Below are 23977 nucleotides of genomic sequence, written 5' to 3'. Positions count from 1 at the left end.
TTTTGTATGCTGCCAGAAGGGTATTCAAGGACAAGCTGCGGTGTTTATAATTTAACTATAATCAAATAAAACAAATGAGGTGTTTATTATGGGATGGTTCGGTAAAAAGAACAAACAGGAAGATGCAATTGCTAAAGCGGATAAAATGATGAATAAAGGACTCACTGGCATGATGATGAAAGGTTTTGTATCAAAGGAACATCGGGAGGCCATCAACCAAAGTCTGGATTCGGCGAAGCAGGCACAGTTGGCAGCGAGTGGTTCTCTGCCTTTAACAGCTACGGCTACGGTGGTGACAATCACCGATACAGGCAAACTGATCAATTTTGATCCGATTGTTGTGCTTGTATTGGATGTTACAGAGACAAACGGCAACCAGTATCAGCGAACATTGGAGACATTGGTGTCCAAAATGCAGATTCCACGAGTTGGAGATCGGGTGGGATTGGGCCAGAATCCAGCGAATCCGTCCGAACTGATCTACATGGGTCTAGTATCCATCTAGAAGGTATTTGGTTATAGGACAGCGATACTCCATATAAATAATGCGTATAACAACGATTAATAGATAAATTATTAGAGATTTTGATAGAGATATTAAGAGAAAGATTAAGAGAGGGTGGGTCATATGGTAGGTTTCCTGAGATTGATTGGCGTATTAACGGTGTTCGGAGTGGGGTTCTCCCCATTTCTGGCACAGCAGCTGTGGAACGATCCGTTTATGATTATGCAGGCGTGGTGGTATACTCCGGCAATCTTTGCCGGGTTTGCACTGATCTTTGTTCCTGCGATTTTGAGCAATATTTTTGGCGTAGGTCGAGTGAAGACAGGTTTACCAGCAGTTGGGGTCATTAAAACTATACAACAGACAGGTACGTATATTAATGAACAGCCTGAGGTTCGATTGGGTCTGACGGTGTCGCGTAAGGGGCGTGAGAAATACGATACGGAGATGAAAACAGTCATTCCATTGACCTCCCTGGCACAGTTCCAACCAGGCAGTTTCATTCCGTTAGTCGTTTCTGTAAAGGATGAGCGCAAGGTAGGACTTGATCTGAAAGGGCGGTTGTCGCAAGAAGATATGCAGCAATTACTGGATGAGAAGATGGTACAGCAGGGGGTATCACCTGAAATGATGGATATTGCGAGAACAGGTGAAAAAGCGATGGCCAAGATTCTCGATGTCACTCCACTTGGGAGTGGAGGCAGTAATAAGATTAAGCTTCAGCTCAAACTCAGCATAACAAAGACGAACGGTGAAACCTTCAATGTGACAACGCAAAAAGAAATTTTGTCATCTGCGCTGCCGCAGGTGCAGCAAGGTCATATCATTAACGTCATTTATTCAAGACAAGACCCGACCAAATTGGTGTTGGCATTGAATGTACAGGAGCGACAATTAAGTGACCTATTCTCTTCCTGAGGATGTAGACAAAAGGAGGTCCTACAGATCATGTTTATGACGTGTAGGACCTCCTTTTTCATTTTGGTATGTACAACAGATGCAAGCAACGTACTACTTTCAGACAATACCAAGGCGCATGCGATAAGAAAAGAGTACTTTTCTGGATTCTCCGTCAAATACACGATTAGCCAGCGCTCTAAAGTCGTCGGCAGCTATTAATAGATCATCCGCTCCGAGCTTCAACGCCGTTTGCAAGCCGCCTTGACTCAAGGCCAGATTGACGTAACGATCGGCTGTGAATGTCTCGTGGTGATGAAACACAATTTCCCGAACATATCGGAATAGCCCGGACTGCTGAATCTGCTGCAGATGTCCATCTTTGCTCCATTTGTGTGCCTGATTCTCTTGCGGGGCGAAACTGGCTGCTCGATGATCTGCCTCCTTATTCAGCTGCAGATAGGCCTGTTCCAGTTGCCAGTCCAGCATTGGTGGCCAGTCGCAGTCGTAGGCAGCAAATATGCCCCCTGTACGAAGTACACGTGCAAACTCGCGTAGTGTGGGTTGCGGCTCCATCCAGTGAAATGATTGGGAGCAGGTCAGCACATCGACACTGCCATCTGGTAGTCCTAGGTCGTGAGACAAGCCGGACACAAACCGCAGGTTATCCGGCTTCCCGGCAGATTCCCACTTGGATTCCGCTACAGACCTCATGTCATCGCTGGGTTCAAAGCCAATGATGCGTTCTGCCTCATTAAGCCAGATCCACGATGATAAACCGGTGCCACAGCCAACATCTGCGACCATACGCGGTGTACTGCCAAGATATGTCGTTAGAATATCCACCACTTCAGTGGGAGCAGCTGGGCGATTCTCATCGTATAACGTACCGAAACCTTTGAAACGTTCCACATTGTTGCGTCTAATGTCTTGCATGGATAAACCTCCTTCGGTCAGATGGACGACAGAGAGTCAGCTGTGCTCAAAAGTTGTATAGGCCTATATTATATCATTCATTGTCGGGTTGTTTGTTCATGACGTTCTGTAAATGTTCAACAGCTTTGATATGACGCCTGAGCAATTCCTGTCCAACATGAGCAGGCTCGATGACGGTCAGCTCGGAACCAAACGACATCAGGAAGGAGTAGAGCCATTCCCCAACATTCAGTTCGAGAGAGACACGGAGCCTGCCATTAGGCTCTTTTTTAATGAGGGACGGTTCGAAAAAATCATGTACTCGGTATGCAATGGTGCTGGAAAACGAGAGTGTCAGAGGGGTCAGGGCAGGAGCTATCTCTGATTCAGGATAGGTTGACCCCGCATTAACAGGGTGATCGTGTTTTCTCGCCAGAAAAGTCAACTGGGTAATCCGTTTCATCTTGAATGTCTCGAATTCTCTCCGGTCAGGATCATCATGAATATAGCCTTTGAAGTACCATGTACTATTTTTGAAAATAAGCTTCTGTGGCTCCACAGTCGGAATGCTCTTCTCACCATCCGAATTAACATAATGAAACGTAATTAGTTGATTCGTTAATATGGCTTGTTTCACCTGATTGAACAGTTCTCTCTCTTGCAGAGGGATGCTTCCCCATGGTGAGAAATTGAATTCGATCCAATCCAGTTTGTGATCAAACAGGGCGGTCAGCCGTTGCAGCATATGGGCACTATTAAGGTGTGGGATCGCACTGATGCTGTATAGTCCCATCAAAATTTCGTTCTGGTCTTCTTCCGACAACAGGGACTTGTCCATGACATAGTTGTCCATCAGATGGATACCGCCATGCTTGCCGGTCGTCGTATAGACGGGAATGCCCGCGGCACTCAGCCGGTCGATATCGCGATACACCGTGCGTACAGAAATCTCGAACATACGGGCGAGTTCTGGTGCGGTGGCTTTCTTTTTCTCCAATAACAACAGCAACATTCGAAATAGTCGGTTATTTTCCATGCTCTGATTATACCATGACAATAGGTGTCAGGGTATGGATGGTACACTGGTATAAAAGTCTTACCAAGACATTTTGACTCAGATTTATAATTTGTTCTTCATTTATTGCGAAGTAGTGAAGGGGACGATATCGATTCTGAAAAAACGAAGTGTTCGCATTTATCATCGGATTTTTCCATCTAAAAATGGGAATAAAAGAAATCCGAGGATAACAGCGATCAGAAGAACGATTCGTGACCGGAACGGCTACTCGCATAATATCAGCACTTTATATCGAAATGAGTTAAATATGAAGGAGGAACTGGTCATGACAATGAAAGAAGGATTTTACTGGGGTGGCGCAACGGCTGCCAATCAATTCGAGGGTGGATGGAACCAGGGTGGCAAGGGGCCAAGCACGTCTGACATGATGACAGGGGGAACCCACACGATTCCACGCCGGATTACGCCTGTACTGGAAGAGGGCACGTATTATCCGAGCCATGAAGCGGTTGATTTTTACGGACATTACAAAGAAGATATTGCCATGATGGCAGAGATGGGCTTCAAAATGTTCCGCATGTCTATCAACTGGTCCCGGATCTATCCGAACGGTTACGATCTGGAGCCAAACGAAGAGGGATTGCAGTTCTACGATAATGTTTTTGCCGAGTTGAAAAAATACAATATTGAACCGCTCGTAACGATCTCCCATTATGAAACGCCATTTGGTCTGACACAGAAGTATAACGGCTGGGCTTCCCGTGAAGTTATCGATTGTTATATCCGTTATTGTACAACCCTGTTCAACCGTTACAAGGATCAGGTCAAATACTGGCTGACGTTCAACGAAATCAACTGTCTGACGATGCCGATGGGTGCTTATATGGCTGCAGGTATTCTGTTTGAAGGCAAAGAGACGCTGGTCGACGGAGTGGATGATCCACAGACTCGTTTCCAGGCATTACATCATCAATTCGTTGCGAGTGCCAAAGCGGTGAAGCTGGGACATGAAATTAACCCTGATTTCCAGATCGGCTGTATGGTCGCTTTCATGACAACCTATCCAAATACTTGTAACCCGGACGACATGTTGCTTGCACAGAAGAAAGACCAAATCTCCAATATGATCTGCGGTGATGTACAGGTTCGTGGAGCGTATCCTGGATTCGCCAAACGTTTCTTCGCCGAAGAAGGTATCCAGATCGAGATGCAACCGGGAGACGAGCAGACTTTGCGTGAAGGCTGCGTAGACTTCTATTCCTTCAGTTATTACATGTCTCTGGTTGAGAGTGCGGACGAGTCCCTCGAGAGAGCAGAAGGTAATCTGCTGGGCGGTATCAAAAATCCATATCTCGAAGCTTCCGACTGGGGTTGGCAGATCGATCCAAAAGGACTGCGTTACACACTGAATCATCTGTATGATCGTTATCAGATTCCACTGATGGTGGTTGAGAACGGTTTGGGTGCTGTCGATGTGGTAGAGGAAGATGGCTCCATTCAAGATGACTATCGCATTGATTATCTGAAAGGTCACATTGAACAAATGAAAGAAGCGGTAGCTGACGGCGTAGATCTGATTGCCTACACCATGTGGGGATGTATCGACCTGGTTAGTGCATCCACTGGAGAGATGAAGAAGCGTTATGGCTTCATTCATGTCAACAAGGACAACGATGGTAATGGTGACTTAAGCAGAACACCGAAGAAGAGCTTCCACTGGTACAAAAAAGTGATCGAATCCAATGGTGAAGAGTTATAATATGGCATAAATCAATACCCGCTTGTTCCTGTACATGGGACAGGCGGTTTTTTATATTGTGGTGCATAAAATGCAGATTAATTTACATACTGAATTAAAGCCACTAACTTAACTATGCTGTTAAATCTACTTTACTGACGACAATATGGGATCAGTTGATAACTGAATTTAAAGAGGACATTTTACTCAAAAAAAGGGGAGATTTCTGTGAACACATCCGGGAACCGCTACAGTATGTCACCCATTCATCTGTTTTTTGTGTTATATGTCAGTTTGGTCAGCGTGGGTTTGATGAATTTTCAATATAAAATGCTTCACGGGGCAGAGAATGACGGTTGGATCAGCATTGTGCTTGCCTCTGTTATTGTCGCCGTAGTTATTAAAATGATGTACGTCTTGTTAGGGAGACAATCCCCGACCCAATCGACGCTTGTACATATCAACCAACGTTATTGGGGGAGATACGTAGGCTCTATCATCAATTGGATTTTTATTTTGTACTTTGTACTGGGTTCCTTTGTAGCCTTCCTCTCCTATGTTCATATTGTTCAATTATGGATTCTTCCTACCCAGAATATTGCGGTAATCAGTCTGGCTATATTGGTACTGGTTTATTATTGCGTGGCTGGCGGAATTCAATCGGTAACAGGCCTATGTCTTTGGGGAACGCTGTTCATCCTCTTGCTTGTTTTTCCGCAAATTTTTCTGGTGGCATCCTATTTGCATCCTCGTAATCTGCTGCCAATATTGGATCATGATGCATCCTCCATTTGGTATTCAACTCGCGATATGCTCCACGAATTTATCGGCTGTGGTATTCTGCTGGTCGTTTATCCCTTTATCAAAACACCCGAACGTTCCGTCCGATGGGCTTATGCAGCAGTCATTACAGCCGCAGTGGTGTACCTCGTCTTTTTCACATTTACCTTTATGTTCTTCAGTCACGGACAAATGAAAGAGCATCTATGGCCAACACTCAGCCTAATCAGCATTATCGAAATGCCCTTGATCCAGCGAATGGAGTATCTGGTGTTATCCTTCTGGCTACTGAAAATGTTAGCGATCATTGCGTTGGGGCTCTGGGCAGCCTGCCACTGTCTGAAGTTAGAGAAATCGATCAGACCCAGCCTGGGTCTCAAAATAGCTACGGTACTCTTTGTGATTCTCATCATGGTCATCCGAAATAGCATCCAAATTGAGATGATGACAGAAGTATATATGCGAACAGGAGAAGTATTGATTTTCATCTATCTGCCGCTTCTTTTCCTGGTCTCTCTGTTTCGAATCAATCGGGGGCAGTTGGCCCAGTCAACGAAAGAGACACCAAACCGCACGGGGAAAGGCGATGAAAAATGAACTTAACTGATCATAAGCAAGAGAAAGTGTTGGAATCCATTCCAGATGTACTTGCAGCCTGCGATCGTTCCGATGATTTCATGACCCAGGTTATAACTATTGCCGGATTGCCACTCGAATTTAACTATTATAAAACGTTGGTAGACAGTCATTTGCTGGAAGTTGTAATTCATGCGTTACAAGAGCGAAGTGTTACAGGAACAACAGTGAAATTTCCCGATCTGTTAACGCATATCCCTCTTGAGGAATCGAAAATGACGGATCAGAGCGATGAAGTGTTGCAGGCTCTCCTTCAGGGTAATCTGGTGATTCGGTGTCATACTCAGGAAAAGAAAACCATTCTTGTTCCCATGACAGGCAAGGAAGGGATCCGAAGTAACAATGACACCGAGAATGAGTTCAGTGTAATAGGGCCCAAAGTTGGCTTCGTGGAATCATTGGCAGTTAATCTGCACTTGATTCGCATGCAACTGCGAACAACCGACTTGATTGTAAAGGAAATAACGGTGGGGTCCTTGTCCCAGTCCAAAGTGGCCGTACTTTATGTGGAAGGCATCGCCAATCCAGATAATGTGACCCGAATGGAAGAGAGACTGAAGGGCATTCATTTTGATGTTGTATTTGACACATCGCAACTGGATCAACTGATTGCAGATAATTCGTTCACGCCGTTTCCATTATTCACTACAACGGAGCGCAGGGATCGAGTTGTCTATGCACTCATAACAGGCCAAGTCGCGGTGATTAGTGACGGATCGCCCTCTTTTATTACAGGTCCATCGACATTGTTTGATTTTTTTGTCTCTCCGGAGGATTATTATCTGCCTTGGGCTCTAGGTTCCTTTTTTCGCCTGATCCGCATCTTTGGAGTGATTTTCTCCTTATTCGCTTCGGCGCTGTATGTGGCTTTAATGACTTTTCACTACGAAGTTGTACCGAAAGAACTATTAGGAAAATTGATTTCTACCAGACAAAGTGTACCCTTTCCTCCCTTTTTTGAAGCGATATTTCTGGAAACGACAATTGAATTTTTGCGGGAAGCCGGCGCGAGATTACCCAATCGGATCGGACAAACCCTCGGCGTGGTGGGGGGCATTATTTTGGGGCAAGCTGCTGTAGAAGCTGCGCTTACAAGTAATGTGCTGATTATTATTGTATCCTTGTCTGCGCTTGCTTCGTTTGTCACACCGATCTATAAAATGTCGAATGCGATTCGTTTTTTACGCTTTCCGATTATTTTATTAGCTTCACTCTGGGGCGCATTTGGCATTGCGATTGGACTTTGTTTTTTGCTGGTTCATCTGTCCCGTTTGAAGTCCCTGGGTTCGCCATACATGTCGCCTTTTTTCCCCATGCGGTTTAATGATCTCAAAGACAGCCTGATTCGAGCATCTTATGAACAGACGACTACCCGACCGAGTTATTTGAGACCACTCTCGTTCATTCGTTATAAGCCCGGTAAAGTGCAGCCAAGAAATCGTCTGGACGAGGAGTGATTAGGGATGATCCGCATCGGCAAAATCCTGATAATCGTAACGATCATGTTTCTACTCGTTTCCTGTAAAGATACCAATATCATTAACAATATCAGTCTTGTTCTAACTTCTGCGTATGATATTCAAGACAACCACATTCATAACAGTGTATTGATCGGGGAGTATAGTGACAAAGACAAAAGTGATGTTAAATTAATGGAAATCGATTCGTCGAATAGTTTCGACGTTGTAGCAAGAATGAACATGCAGTCAAAGGAACCTATCGAATATGGTCAGTTGAGAGTGATGGTACTCGGGGAAACGTATGCACGTCAAGGCATTGGAGATATTTTGCGAGTCCTGTCACACAATATCAAAGTGTCCAGACGGATGCAATTTGCCGTTGCTGAAGGCAAGGCACTGGATATTATTAAAGCATCCATGCCATTTCATGATCCGTTATATCTGATGAAATTGATTGAGCAAAATGCCAATTACGCTAATCTTCCTCATTCCAGTCTGCATCAGACATTGTTCCAGTATTTCAGCAAGGGGCAGGATATTTATCTTCCAAGGCTTACCCTTAATAAACAACAGAAAATTGAACTGAATGGGTTGGTCATATTTAAGGGTGAGGTTGCCACGCTTCAGATCACGGAGGATGAGGGACTGTGCTTGAAGCTACTGACGGAGAACGCCAAGAACGGCAAATTTTTGGTACCCATCACGAGTGTTCCGAACTTGGAGCTGTCCTCTCAGAAGGAACATCACTATGCCTTGCTTAAAATTTTGTCTTCCTCTGTAAAGCATCGTTGGTCTTCTGATCGGTCATCAGAGACTTTGGATACGATCATTCGAATCAATGCTTCTATTATTAAGGATTCGCAAAATGACTTTCTCTTATCAAGTAAGGACATGAAAGCTCTGGAGTATGAAGTTCAAAAATATATTGAATCCAAAATCAATCAATTGGTTCAAAAATGTCAGTCGGAAAATGTGGACCCTGCCGCATTCGGAGATTATGTAAGAAGTCGCAGTCGTCACTGGAACAGTCAAACATTTTATAAAAACTACCCTGCGATGGATATTCCAGTTCATGTGGATCTGAACCTTGTACAAGATGGGATACAGGAATGAGCTAGACAAATAAAACCAAGAAATACCCGGTTATCCTTCAGTTAAGGAAAGCCGGGTATTTCTTTGTGTAGTTCAATAGCGGACCGCCTAGGCCAGCCTTCTGCTTTGCAGTTGGGACATGCGCTCCAAATGCCGGCGGTAAAACCATATGCATGTGGAGAGCCAGCAACCACTCAAGAAATATCCGCCGACGATATCACTTGGATAATGCACACCCAAGTAGATACGACTTATGCCAATGGTCAGTATAAATACGGCGCTGGCAATAATCATCAGCACACGGCCCATAACAGTGGGTACATGTTTCCATATCAGAAAGGCCAGTCCACCATACAGGCTAAATGCGGCCATGGAATGCCCACTGGGGAAGCTGTAGCCGCTCACTTCAATGATCCGGTTAATGGTAGGTCTAGCACGCTGGAATACCAGCTTGAGAAATGCATTTAACAGGGTTGAACCTGCGAGCACACAAGCCAGGAAGAGCAGTTCGCGTTTGTGTCGCAGGCAAACGTATAACACAATCATGGCGATGATGGTAATGAAGACCACAGGCATTTCGCTGCCGATCCAGGTAAAAAGGTGCATGAATTGTGTCATACCAGGGGATTCCAACCCCTGAATCCAGCCGATCAGCGTATCATCAAATCGATGAATCTGGTTGTCGCTGATGGACAGGGCGATGCTTACAAAGGCGATCATGCATAACGCCGCAATGAGCAGCGGGAATGAGATATTCTTTTTCCAGTTGTGTATCAAATGTTGAGTTCCTCCGTGATCGTTGATTTCGTATGTTGTGTCCTTGCGTATCTCAGGCATAATGATATTTGTATTATGCTATAATTTTACAATAAATATAGCAGCAATAAAAATATGTAACCTTAACAACGCTTATTCAAGCAGAGAATGTAGGAGGGGGAGCGGTCGGAATGAAACGACGTTTGGTGATGTGCATGTTGGTCTTACTGTTGGTTACGTCTGGGTTAGCTCTATTTCCCGGAGAGAAAGTGTATGCTTGCAGTTGTGTCGAGAGTGATGTTCAAGAGAGATTGAAGACAAACACAACTGTATTTACAGGAGAAGTGGTGAAGAAAGGACGTTCTCAACAGTCTAAGCATGATGGCTTATTAAGAGAGTATACCTTTGAAGTAGATACGGCATGGAAGGGGGTTAATGCCAAAAAGATGAAAATCCTTGCGAGTGACGGAGGGTCTGAATCCTGTGGCATTCAATTTGAAAAGAATGAGTCCTACCTGATCTATGCTTATCAATATGAAGTGGATCATAAGCTACATACGAATCTGTGCAGTCGCAATGTTCCTGTCGAACAAGCCGGAGACGATTTGAAATTATTGGGTTCGGGCAAGGTTGTAAGTAAAGAAGATTTTGGAGAAGTCACCGATGGTGGTGGGCGAAGTGGGTCTTTCTATCTTATCTTATACAGTGCAGTCATTTTATTGGCAGCATTGGCAGTTGTGTGGGTCTGGAAGCGAAAGAAAAGAATCTGATTGCCCAACGAAAAAAAACTAATCCCCGTACAGAGTGTTAAGGTACATTAACGTTCTATACGGGGATTTTTAGGAGTGATTTACACAAAACGGAGAGGACAGAAAGAACTTGAAGAAGCGGAGCGATCGCCTAAAAGCTTTCTGAAAGAAAGCTGCATCGGAAGCATACGCTATCACCGGATTTTCCCTTTATAAAAGGGATCAAAAAAATCTGGGGATAACAGCGATCAGAAGGTTATTCTGTCATCGGAGTGGCCAGTGTAAATATCCTTTAGTTCAATTTGTATAGTTTAGCTGCAACATGTATTCATAAGCTGTGACGCCAAATACCCGTTTGAAATGTCTATTCAGATGGGTCAGATCAACAAATCCGCAATCGGCAACAGCAGCATAAACGTCCTTCTGCTTTTCGATGGATTGACGGGCACGTTCCACCTTGCAGTTTAAGAAAAACTGGTAGGGGGATATGCCGGCTTGTGCCTTGAACTCACGGATAAATTGAAACTTGGACATGCCAAATTCGGAGCTCAGATTGTCCAGCTTGAGTACATCTTCGGTGCTGCAAAACATGATTTCCTTGGCTTTGCGAACCAGACTGTCCTGAGGCAACCAGAGCTTGGTATCCATCTCCTTCTGAGCCAGAAGGTGAACCAGATCGAAGACCCGTTCGCTGCACTCGGCTTCGTCCTGTCTGAGTTGAACGGAGTCGTTCAGCATCAGAATGCTGCGTGCAAGCTCGGGATCATAGACGATGGGACTTCCAAAACGCAATTCCTTTTTGCCTATAATTTCCTCTACCAATTCAGGCTTCAAATACAGCATCACATAATCAATGCCAGCCTTATCATAGGAGCTTCCATCATGGGACTGTTCACGGTTGAATAACATGACACCATTTTGGTGAGAAGCCTGATATTGTCCGTCCAGGTTGTATTGTTGAATGCCGCGCAGGGTTACGCCAACCGCATACTCTTCGTGGCAATGTTTTTTGTATGCAAAATCAGTAAAGCTGGCGGATAGTGCCAGCACGTCTTGCGACTTTTTATAGTTAAACCGTTCCATGCAGCACACCTCCCAAGCTTTAGATCAATCCGGATACTATAATGGCTGAGTATAACAAAAAAAGAGCCATGAGAATACTCAGTAATTTTTGGTGGCGATTCAACAACGTTTTGAAAACCGTGCCAAAAACAACCCAACTGGAATAGGCCAGAAAACCAATGAACGTTATGAGCAACACAAACAGAAACGATGAGAAGGAACTTTGATAAAAGGGAAATACATAGCTTGGAATGACCGTGAAAGTAAACAAGACCACCTTTGGATTCACAAATTGCATGATGAAACCGTTCCAGAATCCGGTAACTTGTTTCGGTGCATCTTCGGTGGTACCCATCTTGTAGATCTGGTACGCCAGATACACCATGTACAGACCGCCGACGATCTGCATCACCTTCAGAATTCCGGGCAACACGCCGGCAAGAAGTTGATTAAGAAAAGCTGATGCGGTAAGCAGCAGACCAAATGCCAGTGTAGCTCCCCAGACATAACGCATTGTTTTTCGTGCGCCAACGATCTGTGTAGAAGAAAGAATTACGATATTGCTGGGGCCGGGGGTGAATGTAACAACGATGCAGTAGATTAAAAAAGATGCAAGATTCATAATGATGATGCTCTCCTCTGGTTGTAGTCTAGTTCCATGATCATACGTCCAGAGGGAGAAACCATATAGTACATTATTGCAGCAGGTACACCGTTAACAGCAGGCGCTTGTTTTTAAAAGATAAAGGGGTGGTTTTCTTTTTGAATGATTGCGTTTACAATTTAGACGATGTACAAGGTGATCAGACCACTTGAGGAAGTGAACGGAATGAAAAAAATGCTGCTGGTATACATTTTACTAATCTCAGCCTTTGCATTGTATGTGTTGAGATTCGAATACACCAGTCAGGTAAACAGTTCTTGGGAGGACCGGGGGCTGCGCGGCGATATCGGAGAGACGTATATCATGATTACATTCCAGTCCGGGCTGGAATATTGGAAGAGCCCGCTCAAAGGTTTCGAGGATGCCGCAGATGCACTTGGTGTGACCGTAGAATATCGCGGTGCTACCCGGTATGATGCGAAGGAGCAGACCATGGTGATCGAGCAGGCCATCGCTCGTAAACCGGCGGGTATTGCCATATCTGCGATTGATCCACAATCGCTAGTTCCAGCGATTAACAAGGCAATCGACGCAGATATTCCTGTTGTATTATTTGACGCTGATGCACCTGATAGCCAGGCCTATTCTTTTCTTGGGACAGATAATTACAAGTCGGGTGTAATGGCTGCAGATAAAATGGCTGAACTACTGGGTCGTGAGGGAGAGGTCGCGGTATTAACCTTACCTGGGCAACAAAATCATGAAGAGAGGACGAAGGGTTTCCGCGATACGATCAAGGAGAGATACCCTTCCATGCAGATTGTAGAAGTTGCAGACGGACATGGTGATGCGATGGTATCCAGAGACGAAACACTGAGAATGATGAAGGAACACCCGGAGCTGGCGGGTATTTTTGTGACTGAAGCCACCGGAGGAACAGGAGCGGGTGAAGCCGTTCAGACTGCCGGGGACAGACATCCATTGCAGATTATTTCGTTTGATACAAATAAGGATACATTGGACATGATCAAGAACGGTACGATCTCAGCTACCATTGCACAAGGAACCTGGAATATGGGATATTGGTCACTCCAATATTTGTTCCATCTGCATCACCAGTTAACGGTTCCGGCCCCATCCTCATCCGGTGAAAATGCACCGCTTCCCGTGATGGTGGACACAGGGATCTCTGTGGTGACACGCTCAGATGTGGATGATTACTATGCCAAATAACAAGGGAGATTCCAAGAGTCCAAGGCCTTGGAGCAGGAGAGCAATTCTCTCCACTTTCAGGAACGGGATTCGGCGTTTACGCTTGCGTAATATGCCCCTTCGCTACCAGCTGATGCTGCTTTTTCTGTTATTCGCCATTGTACCTTCCGTAGGACTTGGGTTGCTTGTGAACTGGACGGTGGAGCGGGTAGTTGAGCGACAGGTTGAAGGTCATACCATGCAGCTGATTGGCAAAGTGAATGAAGCTCTGAACAGCAAAATGGAAAATTTGCAAAACATGACCTACCTGATTGCTTTTGACCCGGATATTGATGCTTTTATGAACGACAAAATGCCACCGAATGATGATGCAGGCATCGAACCGATGAACATGGACACCAATGCCGCAACGGAGCAAAATCGGTTATATGGCATCAAGCAAACCTTGCAGGGGTTCACAACGTTGTATCCTGAAATCGCCGGGATTGTTCTTGTTAATGAACGTGGTGACTATATTAGCAACGAGATGTATCCCCGGGCGGAACAGAGCCTGATCCAGGAAAAATGGTATCAAAAAGCTTCGGCCAATCCGGGCATTTTCATGGTATTGGGTCAGCCGAAAATGCGTAATCTCACGACACATGTACGATACAAGGACGATGAGATTGTATCGGTTGCACGTTCCATAACGGATGAAGCGTCAGGACGTGTGCGGGGCGTTATTATGATTGATCTTAAACTAAGGTCCGTCTCTCAGGCTGCCCGTAATGTAACCTTGGGGAAATCCGGTTATGTGATGGTGACGGATGCAGAGGGTCAAAGTGTATACAAACCTGAGCATCCGCTAATAGAACACATTCCCACAGACTGGTTCCCCTCCGGTGAGAGTGGAACGTTTACCGCCGAAACAGAGGGTGGAACGTTATTATTCATGTACCAGTCGTCTACCTTTACGGGTTGGAGAACGGTAGGGGTATTTCCCACAAGAGACTCGATCTCCGAAGTGCGCCAGATCCAGTTTTACGTGGTTAGCTTTGTATTTGTGGTGTGTTTGTTCGGCCTGAGCGCCTCTTTATGGTTCTCCCGTTCTATTGCTCAGCCCATTTTCCGGCTCATGTCCTATATGCGCAGGGCGGAGACCGGCAATCTCAGACCAGGCCGCTGGAGAGATCGCGCTGACGAGATTGGCATGCTTGGCAACAGTTATAACCGAATGCTGGCACAGATTAGACAACTGATATCACTAAATGAATTGCGGGAGCGGCAGAAGCGCGACGCTGAAATGCGGAGTTTGCAGGAGCATATCAAACCACACTTTTTGTACAATACCCTGGATACGATTCATTGGATGGCACGCAAAGAGGGTGCAGAAGATGTCTCCGGCATGGTTGGTGCGTTATCTCGATTATTTCGCATAGGGCTTAGTAAAGGACAGGATTATATTCCGCTGCACTCCGAGCTTGAGCATATGACCAGCTATATGCAAATTCAGCAGACACGATACCGCGATCGTCTTCAGTATACATTGAATATTCCAGAGGAACTGCAGGACCTTTTTGTGTTAAAGCTGCTGCTTCAGCCCCTAATAGAGAATGCAATCTATCATGGAATCAAGGGCAGGCGTGGGCCAGGACACATTCGGGTGGAGGCCAGATTGGAACATAACAGACTGCTGCTGACTGTTCAGGATAATGGAGCAGGCATGTCCAACGAACGGCTTGCCGAGATGCAGCATCTGCTCGAAGCTCCTCTAGCAAGTTTGGAAGCGTCTTCGCCTGGGATGACAGGCAAAAGTTATGGAATGTTGAACGTGCAGGCCCGTCTCCGGCTGTCCTTTGGCGATGAGTACGGTATTGAACTGGAGAGCCAGGAAGGGGAAGGAACTCGTGTGACCATCATTCATCCGTTGATGCGAGAGCTCCCACCAATCCAGCAAATCAATAACGAAGAGAGGCAGGAGAATGAATGGGAAAATTCATAAAATCGACCGTGACAACTTCCACTGGGATAGATGAGACATCCGAATCAACCAAGGTAATGGAGATTACGCCGGATAGCCACATGGCAAAAAAATACCGCGTGCTCATCGCGGATGATGAACCGATCATTCGTGAGGGGATTCGGGATGCCATTGACTGGACAACTCTCGGGATGGAAGTTGTAGGTGAAGCGGAAGATGGCGAGGAAGCGCTGGAACGGGCGGCTGACTTGGGGGTGGATATTGTTCTCGTGGATATGAACATGCCATTCCTGAACGGAATCGAACTAATCCGTGCCCTTCAGCAGAAGTGCCCGGGCTGTCGTTATCTGATCATCTCTGGACATGATGAATTTGCATATGCACAGGAGGCGGTGCGTCTTGGCGTAGAGGATTACATCTTGAAGCCTGTGCAAGCAGAACAATTATATGCGGCACTTGAGCGTTTGCATCAGCGACTTACTGAAGAGTACCAGAGGACGGCATATGTACAACAGGCAGCTCATCAGATTGAACGTAATATCCCGCTGCTTCGCCAGCGATTTATGCTGGAGTGGCTGGAGGGGCAGGCTGAAGGAAGGGATCTGACGGAGCAGCTTGTGTTTTTGCGTCTGCCCCCTGTTCCACCTGTGCAGATTGGGATTGTGCGCTGGCCTGCCGCTGAAGCGCGTCAGACGATACTGAGAGAGAATGATCGTCAGCTGTTTCTGTTTGCAGTGGAAAATATAATGAGTGAACTGCTGGCAGACCTGCCACATGTTCTGTTTCGGGACGTAAGCGGGTTGATTGGCATGTGTCTGTGGCAGGAAGCCCCCGAAGAAATAGAGTCCCTTCTGGAACAACAGATCAGTTCTTGCCTGAATATTGCCATTCATGCTCATATGGAGACACATGCAGGGACACTGGAAGAAACGCCGGATACGTACCGTCATTGCCGTGAACGGGTATTCGGGGAAGTGCAGTTGTCGCCTCTGGTTCGCCGGGCAAGACAACTTATTCACGAAGAGTATGCCGAGCGGGAACTGACCTTGGAATCGCTCGCTTCCCGTCTACAAGTATCTGCCGTATATCTTAGTCGTGTGCTGAAGAAAGAGCTAAATGATTCCTTTGTCACGCTTGTCACCCATGCTCGCATTCGCAAGGCTATACAGTTACTAGACTCAACAACACTTCCGATCCACACCATCGCTGAGCGTGTAGGTTATGACACCCAGCATTATTTCAGTACCGCGTTTAAGAAAACAATGGGCATTTCGCCTGTGCAGTATCGAAAAGACGGAGGGACGGCTTTTCGTCCTTCAGCGAATCGAATATAATATGTAGCATATGAGGACAATCAAAAGACTTACCTCAACCGATATAACCGTAATACTTAATCATTAAGACGTATGAGGAATGAGATGGATGTGTTCTACTTCGTGTGAAGCGAAGTGGAGCATGTCCTTTTTTTTGACTCTGGAATGGTATCTCATGGATCACACTTGTACTTTAAGCGTTTCCATCAAAAGTTAAATTTTTATAAAAAAGGTTCAAAACGTGCAAAGACCTTGCAGTATCTCCAATGCTACCATTGGTCTCAGATAGGAACACCAAGCAACAGAATGTACCACATACGTTGTAAGCGTTATCTTATAACTCATTTAGAACCGTATGATGTGAGGAAAGGGGAACTTCATATGAAAAAAGGAGCAATGCTCATCTGGCTTCTGGTGATGACCTTGATGCTCTCGGCCTGCAATCTGGCAGAGAGTGGGCCAGGCAGCAAAGAAAAGGGATATGTCGGTATATCGATGCCAACCAAATCATCAGAGCGATGGGTGGGAGACGGGGAGAACATGGTCCGTCTGTTTCAGGAGCAGGGGTACAAAACCGATCTTCAGTATGCTGAGGACGTGGTTGAAAATCAGATTTCACAGATTGAAAACATGATCACCAAAGGTGTGGATGTGATGGTCATCGCGTCCGTGGATGGCAACACATTAACGGATGTGATCAAGAAGGCACATGACGAAGGGATACAAGTGATCTCGTATGATCGGCTCATTCGCAATACGCCTTACTTAACCTATTACGCCACGTTCGACAATTTTAAGGTGGGTGTGCTTCAAGCCTCCTACATCGAACAAAAACTTGGGCTCAAGGATGGAAAAGGACCGTATAATATTGAGCTGTTTGGTGGCTCTCCTGATGATAATAACGCCTATTTCTTCTTCGACGGTGCGATGTCTGTCCTGAAGCCGTACATCGATTCCGGCAAGCTGGTCGTGCGCAGCAAGCAGATGACGATGGCCCAGATTGCGACCTTGCGCTGGGACGGCGCATTGGCCCAGTCACGGATGGATAACCTGCTGAGTGCCTATTACTCGGGTGATCATCTGGATGCAGTATTATCTCCTTATGATGGAATCAGTATTGGTATCATCTCATCCTTGAAAGGGATCGGTTACGGTACTTCGAACAAACCGCTGCCCGTTATTACAGGACAGGATGCCGAACTTGCCTCGATCAAGTCAATTGTAGCCGGGGAACAGACACAGACGGTGTTCAAGGATACACGGAAGCTAGCGGAGAAGACGGTAGAGATGGCCAATAGTATTTTGCAAGGAAAACAGGCGGAAGTTAATGACAAAACATCATATAACAACGGGATTGAGGTTGTTCCGGCGTATCTTTTGGATCCCATCTCGGTGGACCGTACAAATGTGGAGCAGGATATCGTTGGTACCCAGTATTACACGAAGGAAGAAATCGGACTGAAATAATAAATGAAAGGAGCACATCCCATGGCCGGAATCATTCTGGAAATGAAAAACATCACCAAAACCTTTCCTGGCGTCAAAGCACTGGAAAATGTCAATCTGAAAGTCCGTGAAGGCGAAATTCATTCCATATGTGGTGAAAATGGCGCAGGTAAATCTACGTTGATGAAGGTACTGAGTGGTGTATATCCACATGGCACGTATGAAGGCGACATTTTATTTCAGGGCAAGAAATGTGAGTTCAAGGATATCAAACAGAGCGAGGATCTGGGAATCGTTATTATACATCAGGAGTTGGCCCTGATTCCCTACCTTTCAATCGCGGAAAATATATATCTGGGCAATGAGCGTGCTAGCAGAGGAATTGTCAACTGGAAAGAAACTTTTGTAGGTACACGGGAACTACTCTCGAAGGTGGGACTGAGCGAAAATCCAAACACGCTGGTATCCAGCATCGGGGTAGGCAAGCAGCAACTGGTCGAAATTGCGAAAGCGCTCTCCAAAAAGGTGCGGCTGCTTATTCTGGATGAGCCAACCGCTGCGTTGAACGAGGACGACAGTGAAAATCTGCTGCAATTGATGCTGGAATTCAAGAAACAGGGCATCGCCTGTATCCTGATCTCACACAAGCTGAATGAGGTATCCAAGGTATCCGATTCCGTGACCATTTTACGGGACGGCAAGACGATTGAGACGTTGGATATGAAGAACGAAAAAGTGACGGAGGACCGGATTATTAGCGGAATGGTAGGACGTGATCTCACTAGCCGTTATCCGGAGCGTCATGCCACCATTGGTGAAGTTATCCTTGAGGTAAAGGACTGGACGGTATATCACGAACATCATGCCGAGCGAAAAGTACTGGATCAGATCGATATGAATATCAGACGTGGTGAGATTGTAGGGATTGCCGGGCTGATGGGCGCTGGGCGTACCGAACTTGCCATGAGTATTTTTGGCAAATCCTATGGCCGGAATATTTCGGGGCAACTCATTAAGAATGGTAAACCGATCCACAACAATACCGTCACCGAGGCCATTCAGAATGGGTTTGCTTATGTGACAGAAGACCGCAAGGAATACGGACTCATTCTGATGGATGACATCAAGCGTAATATTTCCTTAACGGGTCTGAGCAAGCTGACGCGAAACGCGGTAGTGAATGAGCGTGAAGAAGTACTGGTGGCGGAAAAGATGAAGAAAAGCATGAACATCAAAGCACCAAGTATTTTGCAGAAGACCGGTAATCTGAGTGGAGGCAACCAGCAAAAAGTGGTGCTCAGCAAATGGATTTTTGCCGGACCGGATATTCTTATCCTGGATGAACCTACCCGCGGTATTGATGTGGGAGCGAAATTCGAAATCTATACGATCATTCATCGGCTTGCTGCTGAGGGCAAGGGCGTACTGGTAATCTCATCCGAGCTTCCGGAGGTTCTTGGCCTGTGTGACCGGATCTATGTGATGAATGCCGGGCGAATCACCGGTGAAGTCAGCCGGGAGCAAGCATCGCAGGAAACGTTGATGAGATATATGACCAAGTCTGGAGGCGGCAAGCATGGAAATGATAACAAAACTGTTCAAAAATAATATCCGTCAATACGGCATGATTATTGCCTTGGTAGTGATTATGCTTTTGTTCGAGGTACTTACAGGCGGGCTGTTGCTCAAGCCGATTAATATTACAAATTTGATTTTGCAGAACAGCTACATTTTGGTGCTGGCGATCGGAATGGTGCTGGTCATCATTACCGGGCATATTGACCTGTCTGTTGGTTCCATTGCAGCCTTTGTTGGTGCAGTTGCTGCGATTATGATGGTTGATTGGCAGCTTCCAGCTTGGCTTGCAGTCATCGCTTCCTTGCTGGTTGGCGCTTTGATCGGTGCATGGCAGGGTTTCTGGATCGCGTATGTGCGAATTCCGGCATTTATCGTGACGTTGGCAGGGATGTTACTGTTCCGCGGCTTGACGATGATTGTGCTGGAGGGGCAATCGATCTCTCCCTTCCCGGGTGGTTTCCAGAAAATAAGTTCGGGCTTCCTGGCAGACATTCAATTCTCAGGCTTTGGTCTGGTATCGATCATTGTTGGTCTTGTGCTCACCGTCTGGTACATTGTCAATGAGCTGCGTGAACGCCGTTCCCAGCGAAAATATGGATTCGAGGTTGTGTCACAGGGACTGTTTCTGCTCAAGTTGATTGTGGTTGCTGTTGTGACAAATCTGTTTACGTTTGTACTCGCAAGTTATGCAGGTATTCCGAATATCCTGGTCCTGCTGTTTGTCCTGATCGTTGTGTACTCCTTCGTGATGAATCGTACTGTCATGGGACGACATGTCTATGCGCTTGGAGGTAATGAGAAGGCCGCAGGTCTGTCCGGAGTCAAAACGAAAAAGGTAACCTTCTGGGTATTCGTGAACATGGGTACACTTGCCGCGGTATCCGGGTTGATCTTCGCCGCACGTCTGAATGCGGCTACGCCAAGAGCGGGTACCAACTTCGAGTTGGATGCCATTGCTGCTTGCTTCATCGGTGGTGCTTCCGCTTCAGGGGGCATAGGTACGGTATTTGGTGCCATCATCGGTGGTTTGGTTATGGGTGTGCTGAATAACGGGATGTCCCTGATTGGTCTCGGTATTGACTGGCAGCAGGGCATTAAGGGATTGGTACTGCTGCTCGCGGTAGCGTTTGATATCTATAATAAAAATAAAAGATCAGCGTAACACTGGATAAAAATAAAACGAAAAAACAGACCTTGATCTCAGGATCAGGTCTGTTTTGCTGTATGCACGACTTAGTTACATTAAGGCATCGAGGAAACGTGTGGCGATGCCAAAATAGATAAACAGGGACAAGATATCATTCAATGTGGTGATTAACGGGCCAGAGGCAACAGCCGGGTCGACTTTGAAACGACTAAGCAGAAGCGGGATGCATGTACCGGTCAGTGTACCAATGACCAGAGTGAGGAACAGAGATACCCCAATAATGGCGCCCAGCAGCCAGTCCCCTTGCCAGAAATAAGCGATGACGGTGATCAGTAATCCACATACCAAGCCGATCATTATGCCTACCTTGATCTCCCGACCAATCAGTGCGAGTACGGTGGCTTTGTCGAGCTTGCGTCCGATCAGTCCGCGTACCACAACAGCCAGAGACTGCGTTCCTGTGTTACCGGTCATACCTGCAATCATCGGCATGAAAAATGCCAATGCCACAACCTGATTGAGTGTATCCTCAAAGAAATCCACAATACTTCCCGAGATTAGACCAATCAATAGAAGCAAGATGAGCCAGGGAAGCCTACGTCTGACGGCCACGAGTGGTTTGGTATCAAAGTCGATATCCTTGCTACCGCCCCCCATCTTGGCCAAATCTTCACTTGCTTCATCCATAATAATATCGATGACATCATCCATCTGAATGATACCGCATAACCTGTGATTTTCATCCACCACCGGAAGTGCAATAAACTCATAACGCTGTAGAAGCTGTGCTGCTTCTTCCTGGTCCATATCTACCGTTGCATGGATCACCCGCCGGGTCATCAGTTCTTCAACCTGGGTCTTATCGTCAGCCAAGGCAAGGGATCGATAACTCACGACACCGACCAGTTTGCCTTCATTATCGGTTACATAGAGATAACTTGAGGCTGAGATATGCATGGTACCTTGCGATTGTCGTAAGGCTTCCTTGGCTGTCTCATGAGCGAGCAGGGTCCGATATTGATCTGTCATGATGCGTCCTGCCGTTTCCGGCGGGTAATTAAGCACGGATCGGATAATGGCAGAGTGATCCAGGTTCATGTTGGAAAGCAATTCTTCTCTGCGTTTGGCAGGCAAATCGTGCATGAACCGGATCAGATCACTTTTGTCCATCTGCTGCATGACTTCAAGTGTTCGTTCCGGCCCAAGTCGTTCAAACAGTTGAATCTGTTCGTGAAGCTTCAGGGTCTCGGCGAGATCCGCCAGAGCATCGGGTTTGAACAGGAGCAAAAACCGATTGGTTTCTTCTTCAGGGAACTTTTTATATACAAGTGAGAGGTCGTAGGGATGCAGTTCTTTCACCAATTTATAGAAATCGGGAAGGTTCCGGGATTGCACATATTGCACGAGTTGTTCGGTGATCTCCTCCACGGAGAAATCTTTCTTGGTATGAGGTCCGTTCATATCGACACTCCTTTCTAAACGGTTAGCTTCATATTTGTAAACGAAATGGGCTGGCGGTTAAACAAATGAAGGGAAAAGAGCGCACCCAAAATGATATTGTAATCTTGCTCAAACATTCGATATGGGCTTACAAACAGCCGCTGCAAGGATATACTTGTTGTACAGCAACAGACGAGGAGGACATGCGCTAGTGGAAGCAGATATCAGAACACAATTACTCAGCATGGTTGAGCCGGAGTATCAGAAATTCTCGGCTTCACTTATTCCCAACATCACGAATGTACTTGGTGTAAGGTTGCCAGCCTTACGAAAAATTGCCAAGCAGCTTGCCGCCGGGGACTGGCGCACGTATCTGGAAACGGCAGAGGATGAATATTTTGAAGAAGTGATGTTGCAAGCGATGGTCATTGGGCATGTACAGGCTGATCTGGACGAACTGTTAAAGGCTATTGAAACATTTGTACCGAAGATTGACAACTGGTCGGTGTGTGACAGCTTCTGTGCGGGACTGAAATATACGAAGATTCATTCGGAGCCCATGTGGGCGTTCTTGCAGCCCTATCTGAGATCTGATCAGGAATATGAAATCCGGTTTGGTGTGGTAATGCTGTTGAATTTTTATCTGAATGAGAGATATATCGATCAGGTTCTATCTGCATTGGATCAGATTTGTCACGAGGCATATTATGTGAAAATGGCAGTTGCTTGGGCCATCTCAATGGCCTATGTGAAACAACCTGAGGTGACTCTGCGTTATCTGAACCATAATACCCTGGACGATTTTACGTATAATAAGGCACTTCAGAAAATCACGGAATCTTATCGCGTTGATCCAGAGAGCAAGCAGATAATCCGCAGTATGAAACGTAAGGTGAAGAAGCAGGTTACCTCCTAGTCCTAACATGAAGCATTCCACCGGGGAGAGGGCGATAAACGAATGAGAAAAAAGTTGATGTACACTACGATGCAGTTGGACGGTCGTCCATGGGTACTGCTCGCTACGGAACAAGGATTGTGCCGAGTGGTCATGCCCAACGAAACACTGGAGGACTGGGACGGCTGGTTACAGAAAGTTGCACCTGGCGTGGAACTGGAAGAGAACGAGCATGCGCTGAAACAAACAGGCATGATGGACTGGTTGCAGTCCTATTTTGCAGGGGAACCGATGGCTTATACAGATGCAATCCCACTGGACTTGATCGGAACGAACTTCCAGCAGGAGGTATGGCGAGAGCTAGGGCGTGTGCCTTACGGTGAAATTCGGACCTATGGTGATATAGCTACTGCGATTGGAAGACCATCGGCTGTGCGAGCGGTTGGGGCTGCAAATGGGGCCAATCCAATTCCGGTTCTGCTACCCTGCCACCGCATTATCGGGGCTAATCGCAAGCTGACCGGGTTCCGTGGAGGTTTGGAGATGAAGCGCAGATTGCTGGATATCGAACAGATTGAAGGCGTGACCGATGGAGGGCATGCGCGGTTTCATTTTTAATGGAAGAGGGAATATAGAAGATTAAGGTGATATGGACAGGGCAGGCACTTCATTGTGTCTGTTTTTTTGTATGTATTAAGGTAGCGTAATACAAACGTTCCGCATATGGAACACCAACGTTTTACGTATTTTTGCCCTGTGAAACCGTATGGTACC

21 protein-coding genes are annotated in these 23977 nt (G+C 46.3%); 15 read left to right on the top strand and 6 right to left on the bottom strand.

Translation table 11 applies throughout. The features are described 5' to 3' along the window. The first annotated feature begins 88 nt into the window (after window positions 1–88). Both V6669_RS23195 and V6669_RS23190 read left to right on the top strand, forming a co-directional pair. The gene (locus tag V6669_RS23195) at window positions 89–505 is read left to right on the top strand and encodes a hypothetical protein (protein ID WP_074096159.1); all 417 of its coding nucleotides are present in this window, start codon (window positions 89–91) and stop codon (window positions 503–505) included. Between the two features lie 123 nt (window positions 506–628). After that, window positions 629–1423 carry a hypothetical protein gene (locus tag V6669_RS23190; protein ID WP_091027784.1) on the top strand — a complete coding sequence of 265 codons (795 nt, stop codon included), beginning with the start codon at window positions 629–631 and terminating at the stop codon, window positions 1421–1423. Window positions 1424–1522: 99 nt separating this feature from the next. On the opposite strand, the gene V6669_RS23185 is transcribed toward V6669_RS23190, so the two are convergent. After that, on the bottom strand, window positions 1523–2338 hold the full coding sequence (locus tag V6669_RS23185; protein WP_338588275.1) for a class I SAM-dependent methyltransferase: 816 nt from the start codon (window positions 2336–2338) through the stop codon (window positions 1523–1525). A 73-nt stretch (window positions 2339–2411) separates the two neighbouring features. After that, a complete protein-coding gene (locus tag V6669_RS23180; RefSeq protein WP_338588274.1) occupies window positions 2412–3353 on the bottom strand; it encodes a YafY family protein in 942 nt (313 codons plus the stop codon). Window positions 3354–3660: 307 nt separating this feature from the next. On the opposite strand from V6669_RS23180, the gene V6669_RS23175 reads away from it, so the two are divergent. The 4 genes from V6669_RS23175 (at window position 3661) to V6669_RS23160 (ending at window position 9062) form a co-directional block, all read left to right on the top strand. Beyond that, complete coding sequence (locus tag V6669_RS23175; RefSeq protein WP_036617092.1) at window positions 3661–5094, top strand: glycoside hydrolase family 1 protein; 1434 nt, start codon at window positions 3661–3663, stop codon at window positions 5092–5094. A 207-nt stretch (window positions 5095–5301) separates the two neighbouring features. Beyond that, window positions 5302–6450, top strand: coding sequence for a GerAB/ArcD/ProY family transporter (locus V6669_RS23170; RefSeq protein WP_338588273.1), 1149 nt, complete (start codon window positions 5302–5304; stop codon window positions 6448–6450). Beyond that, window positions 6447–7946, top strand: a complete 1500-nt coding sequence (locus tag V6669_RS23165) for a spore germination protein (RefSeq protein WP_338588272.1) — start codon at window positions 6447–6449, stop codon at window positions 7944–7946. Before V6669_RS23170 ends, V6669_RS23165 begins: the two co-directional genes overlap by 4 nt. A gap of 6 nt (window positions 7947–7952) precedes the next feature. Then, window positions 7953–9062, top strand: a complete 1110-nt coding sequence (locus V6669_RS23160) for a Ger(x)C family spore germination protein (RefSeq protein WP_338588271.1) — start codon at window positions 7953–7955, stop codon at window positions 9060–9062. 87 nt (window positions 9063–9149) lie between these two features. Here the strand turns inward: V6669_RS23160 and V6669_RS23155 are convergent, their stop codons facing one another. After that, the gene (locus tag V6669_RS23155) at window positions 9150–9818 is read right to left on the bottom strand and encodes a phosphatase PAP2 family protein (RefSeq protein ID WP_338588270.1); all 669 of its coding nucleotides are present in this window, start codon (window positions 9816–9818) and stop codon (window positions 9150–9152) included. A 170-nt stretch (window positions 9819–9988) separates the two neighbouring features. On the opposite strand from V6669_RS23155, the gene V6669_RS23150 reads away from it, so the two are divergent. Next, on the top strand, window positions 9989–10567 hold the full coding sequence (locus V6669_RS23150; protein WP_338588269.1) for a hypothetical protein: 579 nt from the start codon (window positions 9989–9991) through the stop codon (window positions 10565–10567). 276 nt (window positions 10568–10843) lie between these two features. Here the strand turns inward: V6669_RS23150 and V6669_RS23145 are convergent, their stop codons facing one another. Beyond that, entirely contained in the window at window positions 10844–11629 is a 786-nt protein-coding gene (locus V6669_RS23145; RefSeq protein WP_338588268.1) for an AraC family transcriptional regulator, read from the bottom strand. A 19-nt stretch (window positions 11630–11648) separates the two neighbouring features. Then, the gene (locus V6669_RS23140) at window positions 11649–12230 is read right to left on the bottom strand and encodes a LysE family transporter (RefSeq protein WP_338588267.1); all 582 of its coding nucleotides are present in this window, start codon (window positions 12228–12230) and stop codon (window positions 11649–11651) included. A gap of 207 nt (window positions 12231–12437) precedes the next feature. Here V6669_RS23140 and V6669_RS23135 point away from each other — a divergent pair, with 207 nt between their 5' ends. From V6669_RS23135 to mmsB, 6 genes are all read left to right on the top strand, one after another. Then, a complete protein-coding gene (locus tag V6669_RS23135; protein ID WP_338588266.1) occupies window positions 12438–13445 on the top strand; it encodes a substrate-binding domain-containing protein in 1008 nt (335 codons plus the stop codon). A 91-nt stretch (window positions 13446–13536) separates the two neighbouring features. After that, a complete protein-coding gene (locus V6669_RS23130; protein ID WP_338595023.1) occupies window positions 13537–15405 on the top strand; it encodes a sensor histidine kinase in 1869 nt (622 codons plus the stop codon). A gap of 80 nt (window positions 15406–15485) precedes the next feature. Continuing rightward, entirely contained in the window at window positions 15486–16718 is a 1233-nt protein-coding gene (locus V6669_RS23125; protein ID WP_338595022.1) for a response regulator, read from the top strand. 360 nt (window positions 16719–17078) lie between these two features. Further along, complete coding sequence (chvE, locus tag V6669_RS23120) at window positions 17079–18164, top strand: multiple monosaccharide ABC transporter substrate-binding protein (RefSeq protein ID WP_338588265.1); 1086 nt, start codon at window positions 17079–17081, stop codon at window positions 18162–18164. Between the two features lie 21 nt (window positions 18165–18185). Next, window positions 18186–19751, top strand: coding sequence for a multiple monosaccharide ABC transporter ATP-binding protein (mmsA, locus tag V6669_RS23115; protein WP_338588264.1), 1566 nt, complete (start codon window positions 18186–18188; stop codon window positions 19749–19751). Continuing rightward, complete coding sequence (mmsB, locus tag V6669_RS23110) at window positions 19720–20883, top strand: multiple monosaccharide ABC transporter permease (RefSeq protein WP_036674453.1); 1164 nt, start codon at window positions 19720–19722, stop codon at window positions 20881–20883. Before mmsA ends, mmsB begins: the two co-directional genes overlap by 32 nt. Window positions 20884–20958: 75 nt before the next feature. Here mmsB and mgtE read toward each other — a convergent pair whose 3' ends face one another. After that, window positions 20959–22329, bottom strand: a complete 1371-nt coding sequence (gene mgtE / locus V6669_RS23105) for a magnesium transporter (protein WP_338588263.1) — start codon at window positions 22327–22329, stop codon at window positions 20959–20961. 190 nt (window positions 22330–22519) lie between these two features. Between mgtE and V6669_RS23100 the strand changes: the two genes are divergently transcribed. Beyond that, entirely contained in the window at window positions 22520–23224 is a 705-nt protein-coding gene (locus tag V6669_RS23100; RefSeq protein ID WP_338588262.1) for a DNA alkylation repair protein, read from the top strand. A gap of 42 nt (window positions 23225–23266) precedes the next feature. Then, entirely contained in the window at window positions 23267–23821 is a 555-nt protein-coding gene (locus V6669_RS23095) for a methylated-DNA--[protein]-cysteine S-methyltransferase (RefSeq protein WP_338588261.1), read from the top strand. The last annotated feature ends 156 nt before the right edge of the window (window positions 23822–23977 follow it).

This window comes from Paenibacillus sp. Y5S-9, assembly GCF_036894235.1.
Classification (GTDB): Bacteria; Bacillota; Bacilli; order Paenibacillales; family Paenibacillaceae; genus Paenibacillus.
This window is presented reverse-complemented; position numbering and strand designations above follow the sequence as displayed.

What these genes read in the sequence shown, in the direction of transcription:
- V6669_RS23135 (WP_338588266.1), top strand. Translation starts at nt 12,438, where the DNA reads ATGAAAAAAATGCTGCTGGTATACATTTTACTAATCTCAGCCTTTGCA.
- chvE (WP_338588265.1), top strand. Translation starts at nt 17,079, where the DNA reads ATGAAAAAAGGAGCAATGCTCATCTGGCTTCTGGTGATGACCTTGATG.
- mmsB (WP_036674453.1), top strand. Translation starts at nt 19,720, where the DNA reads ATGGAAATGATAACAAAACTGTTCAAAAATAATATCCGTCAATACGGC.
- V6669_RS23160 (WP_338588271.1), top strand. Translation starts at nt 7,953, where the DNA reads ATGATCCGCATCGGCAAAATCCTGATAATCGTAACGATCATGTTTCTA.
- V6669_RS23145 (WP_338588268.1), bottom strand. Translation starts at nt 11,629, where the DNA reads ATGGAACGGTTTAACTATAAAAAGTCGCAAGACGTGCTGGCACTATCC.
- V6669_RS23130 (WP_338595023.1), top strand. Translation starts at nt 13,537, where the DNA reads ATGCCCCTTCGCTACCAGCTGATGCTGCTTTTTCTGTTATTCGCCATT.
- V6669_RS23125 (WP_338595022.1), top strand. Translation starts at nt 15,486, where the DNA reads ATGGCAAAAAAATACCGCGTGCTCATCGCGGATGATGAACCGATCATT.
- V6669_RS23175 (WP_036617092.1), top strand. Translation starts at nt 3,661, where the DNA reads ATGACAATGAAAGAAGGATTTTACTGGGGTGGCGCAACGGCTGCCAAT.
- V6669_RS23095 (WP_338588261.1), top strand. Translation starts at nt 23,267, where the DNA reads ATGAGAAAAAAGTTGATGTACACTACGATGCAGTTGGACGGTCGTCCA.
- V6669_RS23190 (WP_091027784.1), top strand. Translation starts at nt 629, where the DNA reads ATGGTAGGTTTCCTGAGATTGATTGGCGTATTAACGGTGTTCGGAGTG.
- V6669_RS23195 (WP_074096159.1), top strand. Translation starts at nt 89, where the DNA reads ATGGGATGGTTCGGTAAAAAGAACAAACAGGAAGATGCAATTGCTAAA.
- V6669_RS23140 (WP_338588267.1), bottom strand. Translation starts at nt 12,230, where the DNA reads ATGAATCTTGCATCTTTTTTAATCTACTGCATCGTTGTTACATTCACC.
- V6669_RS23165 (WP_338588272.1), top strand. Translation starts at nt 6,447, where the DNA reads ATGAACTTAACTGATCATAAGCAAGAGAAAGTGTTGGAATCCATTCCA.
- mmsA (WP_338588264.1), top strand. Translation starts at nt 18,186, where the DNA reads ATGGCCGGAATCATTCTGGAAATGAAAAACATCACCAAAACCTTTCCT.
- mgtE (WP_338588263.1), bottom strand. Translation starts at nt 22,329, where the DNA reads ATGAACGGACCTCATACCAAGAAAGATTTCTCCGTGGAGGAGATCACC.
- V6669_RS23180 (WP_338588274.1), bottom strand. Translation starts at nt 3,353, where the DNA reads ATGGAAAATAACCGACTATTTCGAATGTTGCTGTTGTTATTGGAGAAA.
- V6669_RS23185 (WP_338588275.1), bottom strand. Translation starts at nt 2,338, where the DNA reads ATGCAAGACATTAGACGCAACAATGTGGAACGTTTCAAAGGTTTCGGT.
- V6669_RS23150 (WP_338588269.1), top strand. Translation starts at nt 9,989, where the DNA reads ATGAAACGACGTTTGGTGATGTGCATGTTGGTCTTACTGTTGGTTACG.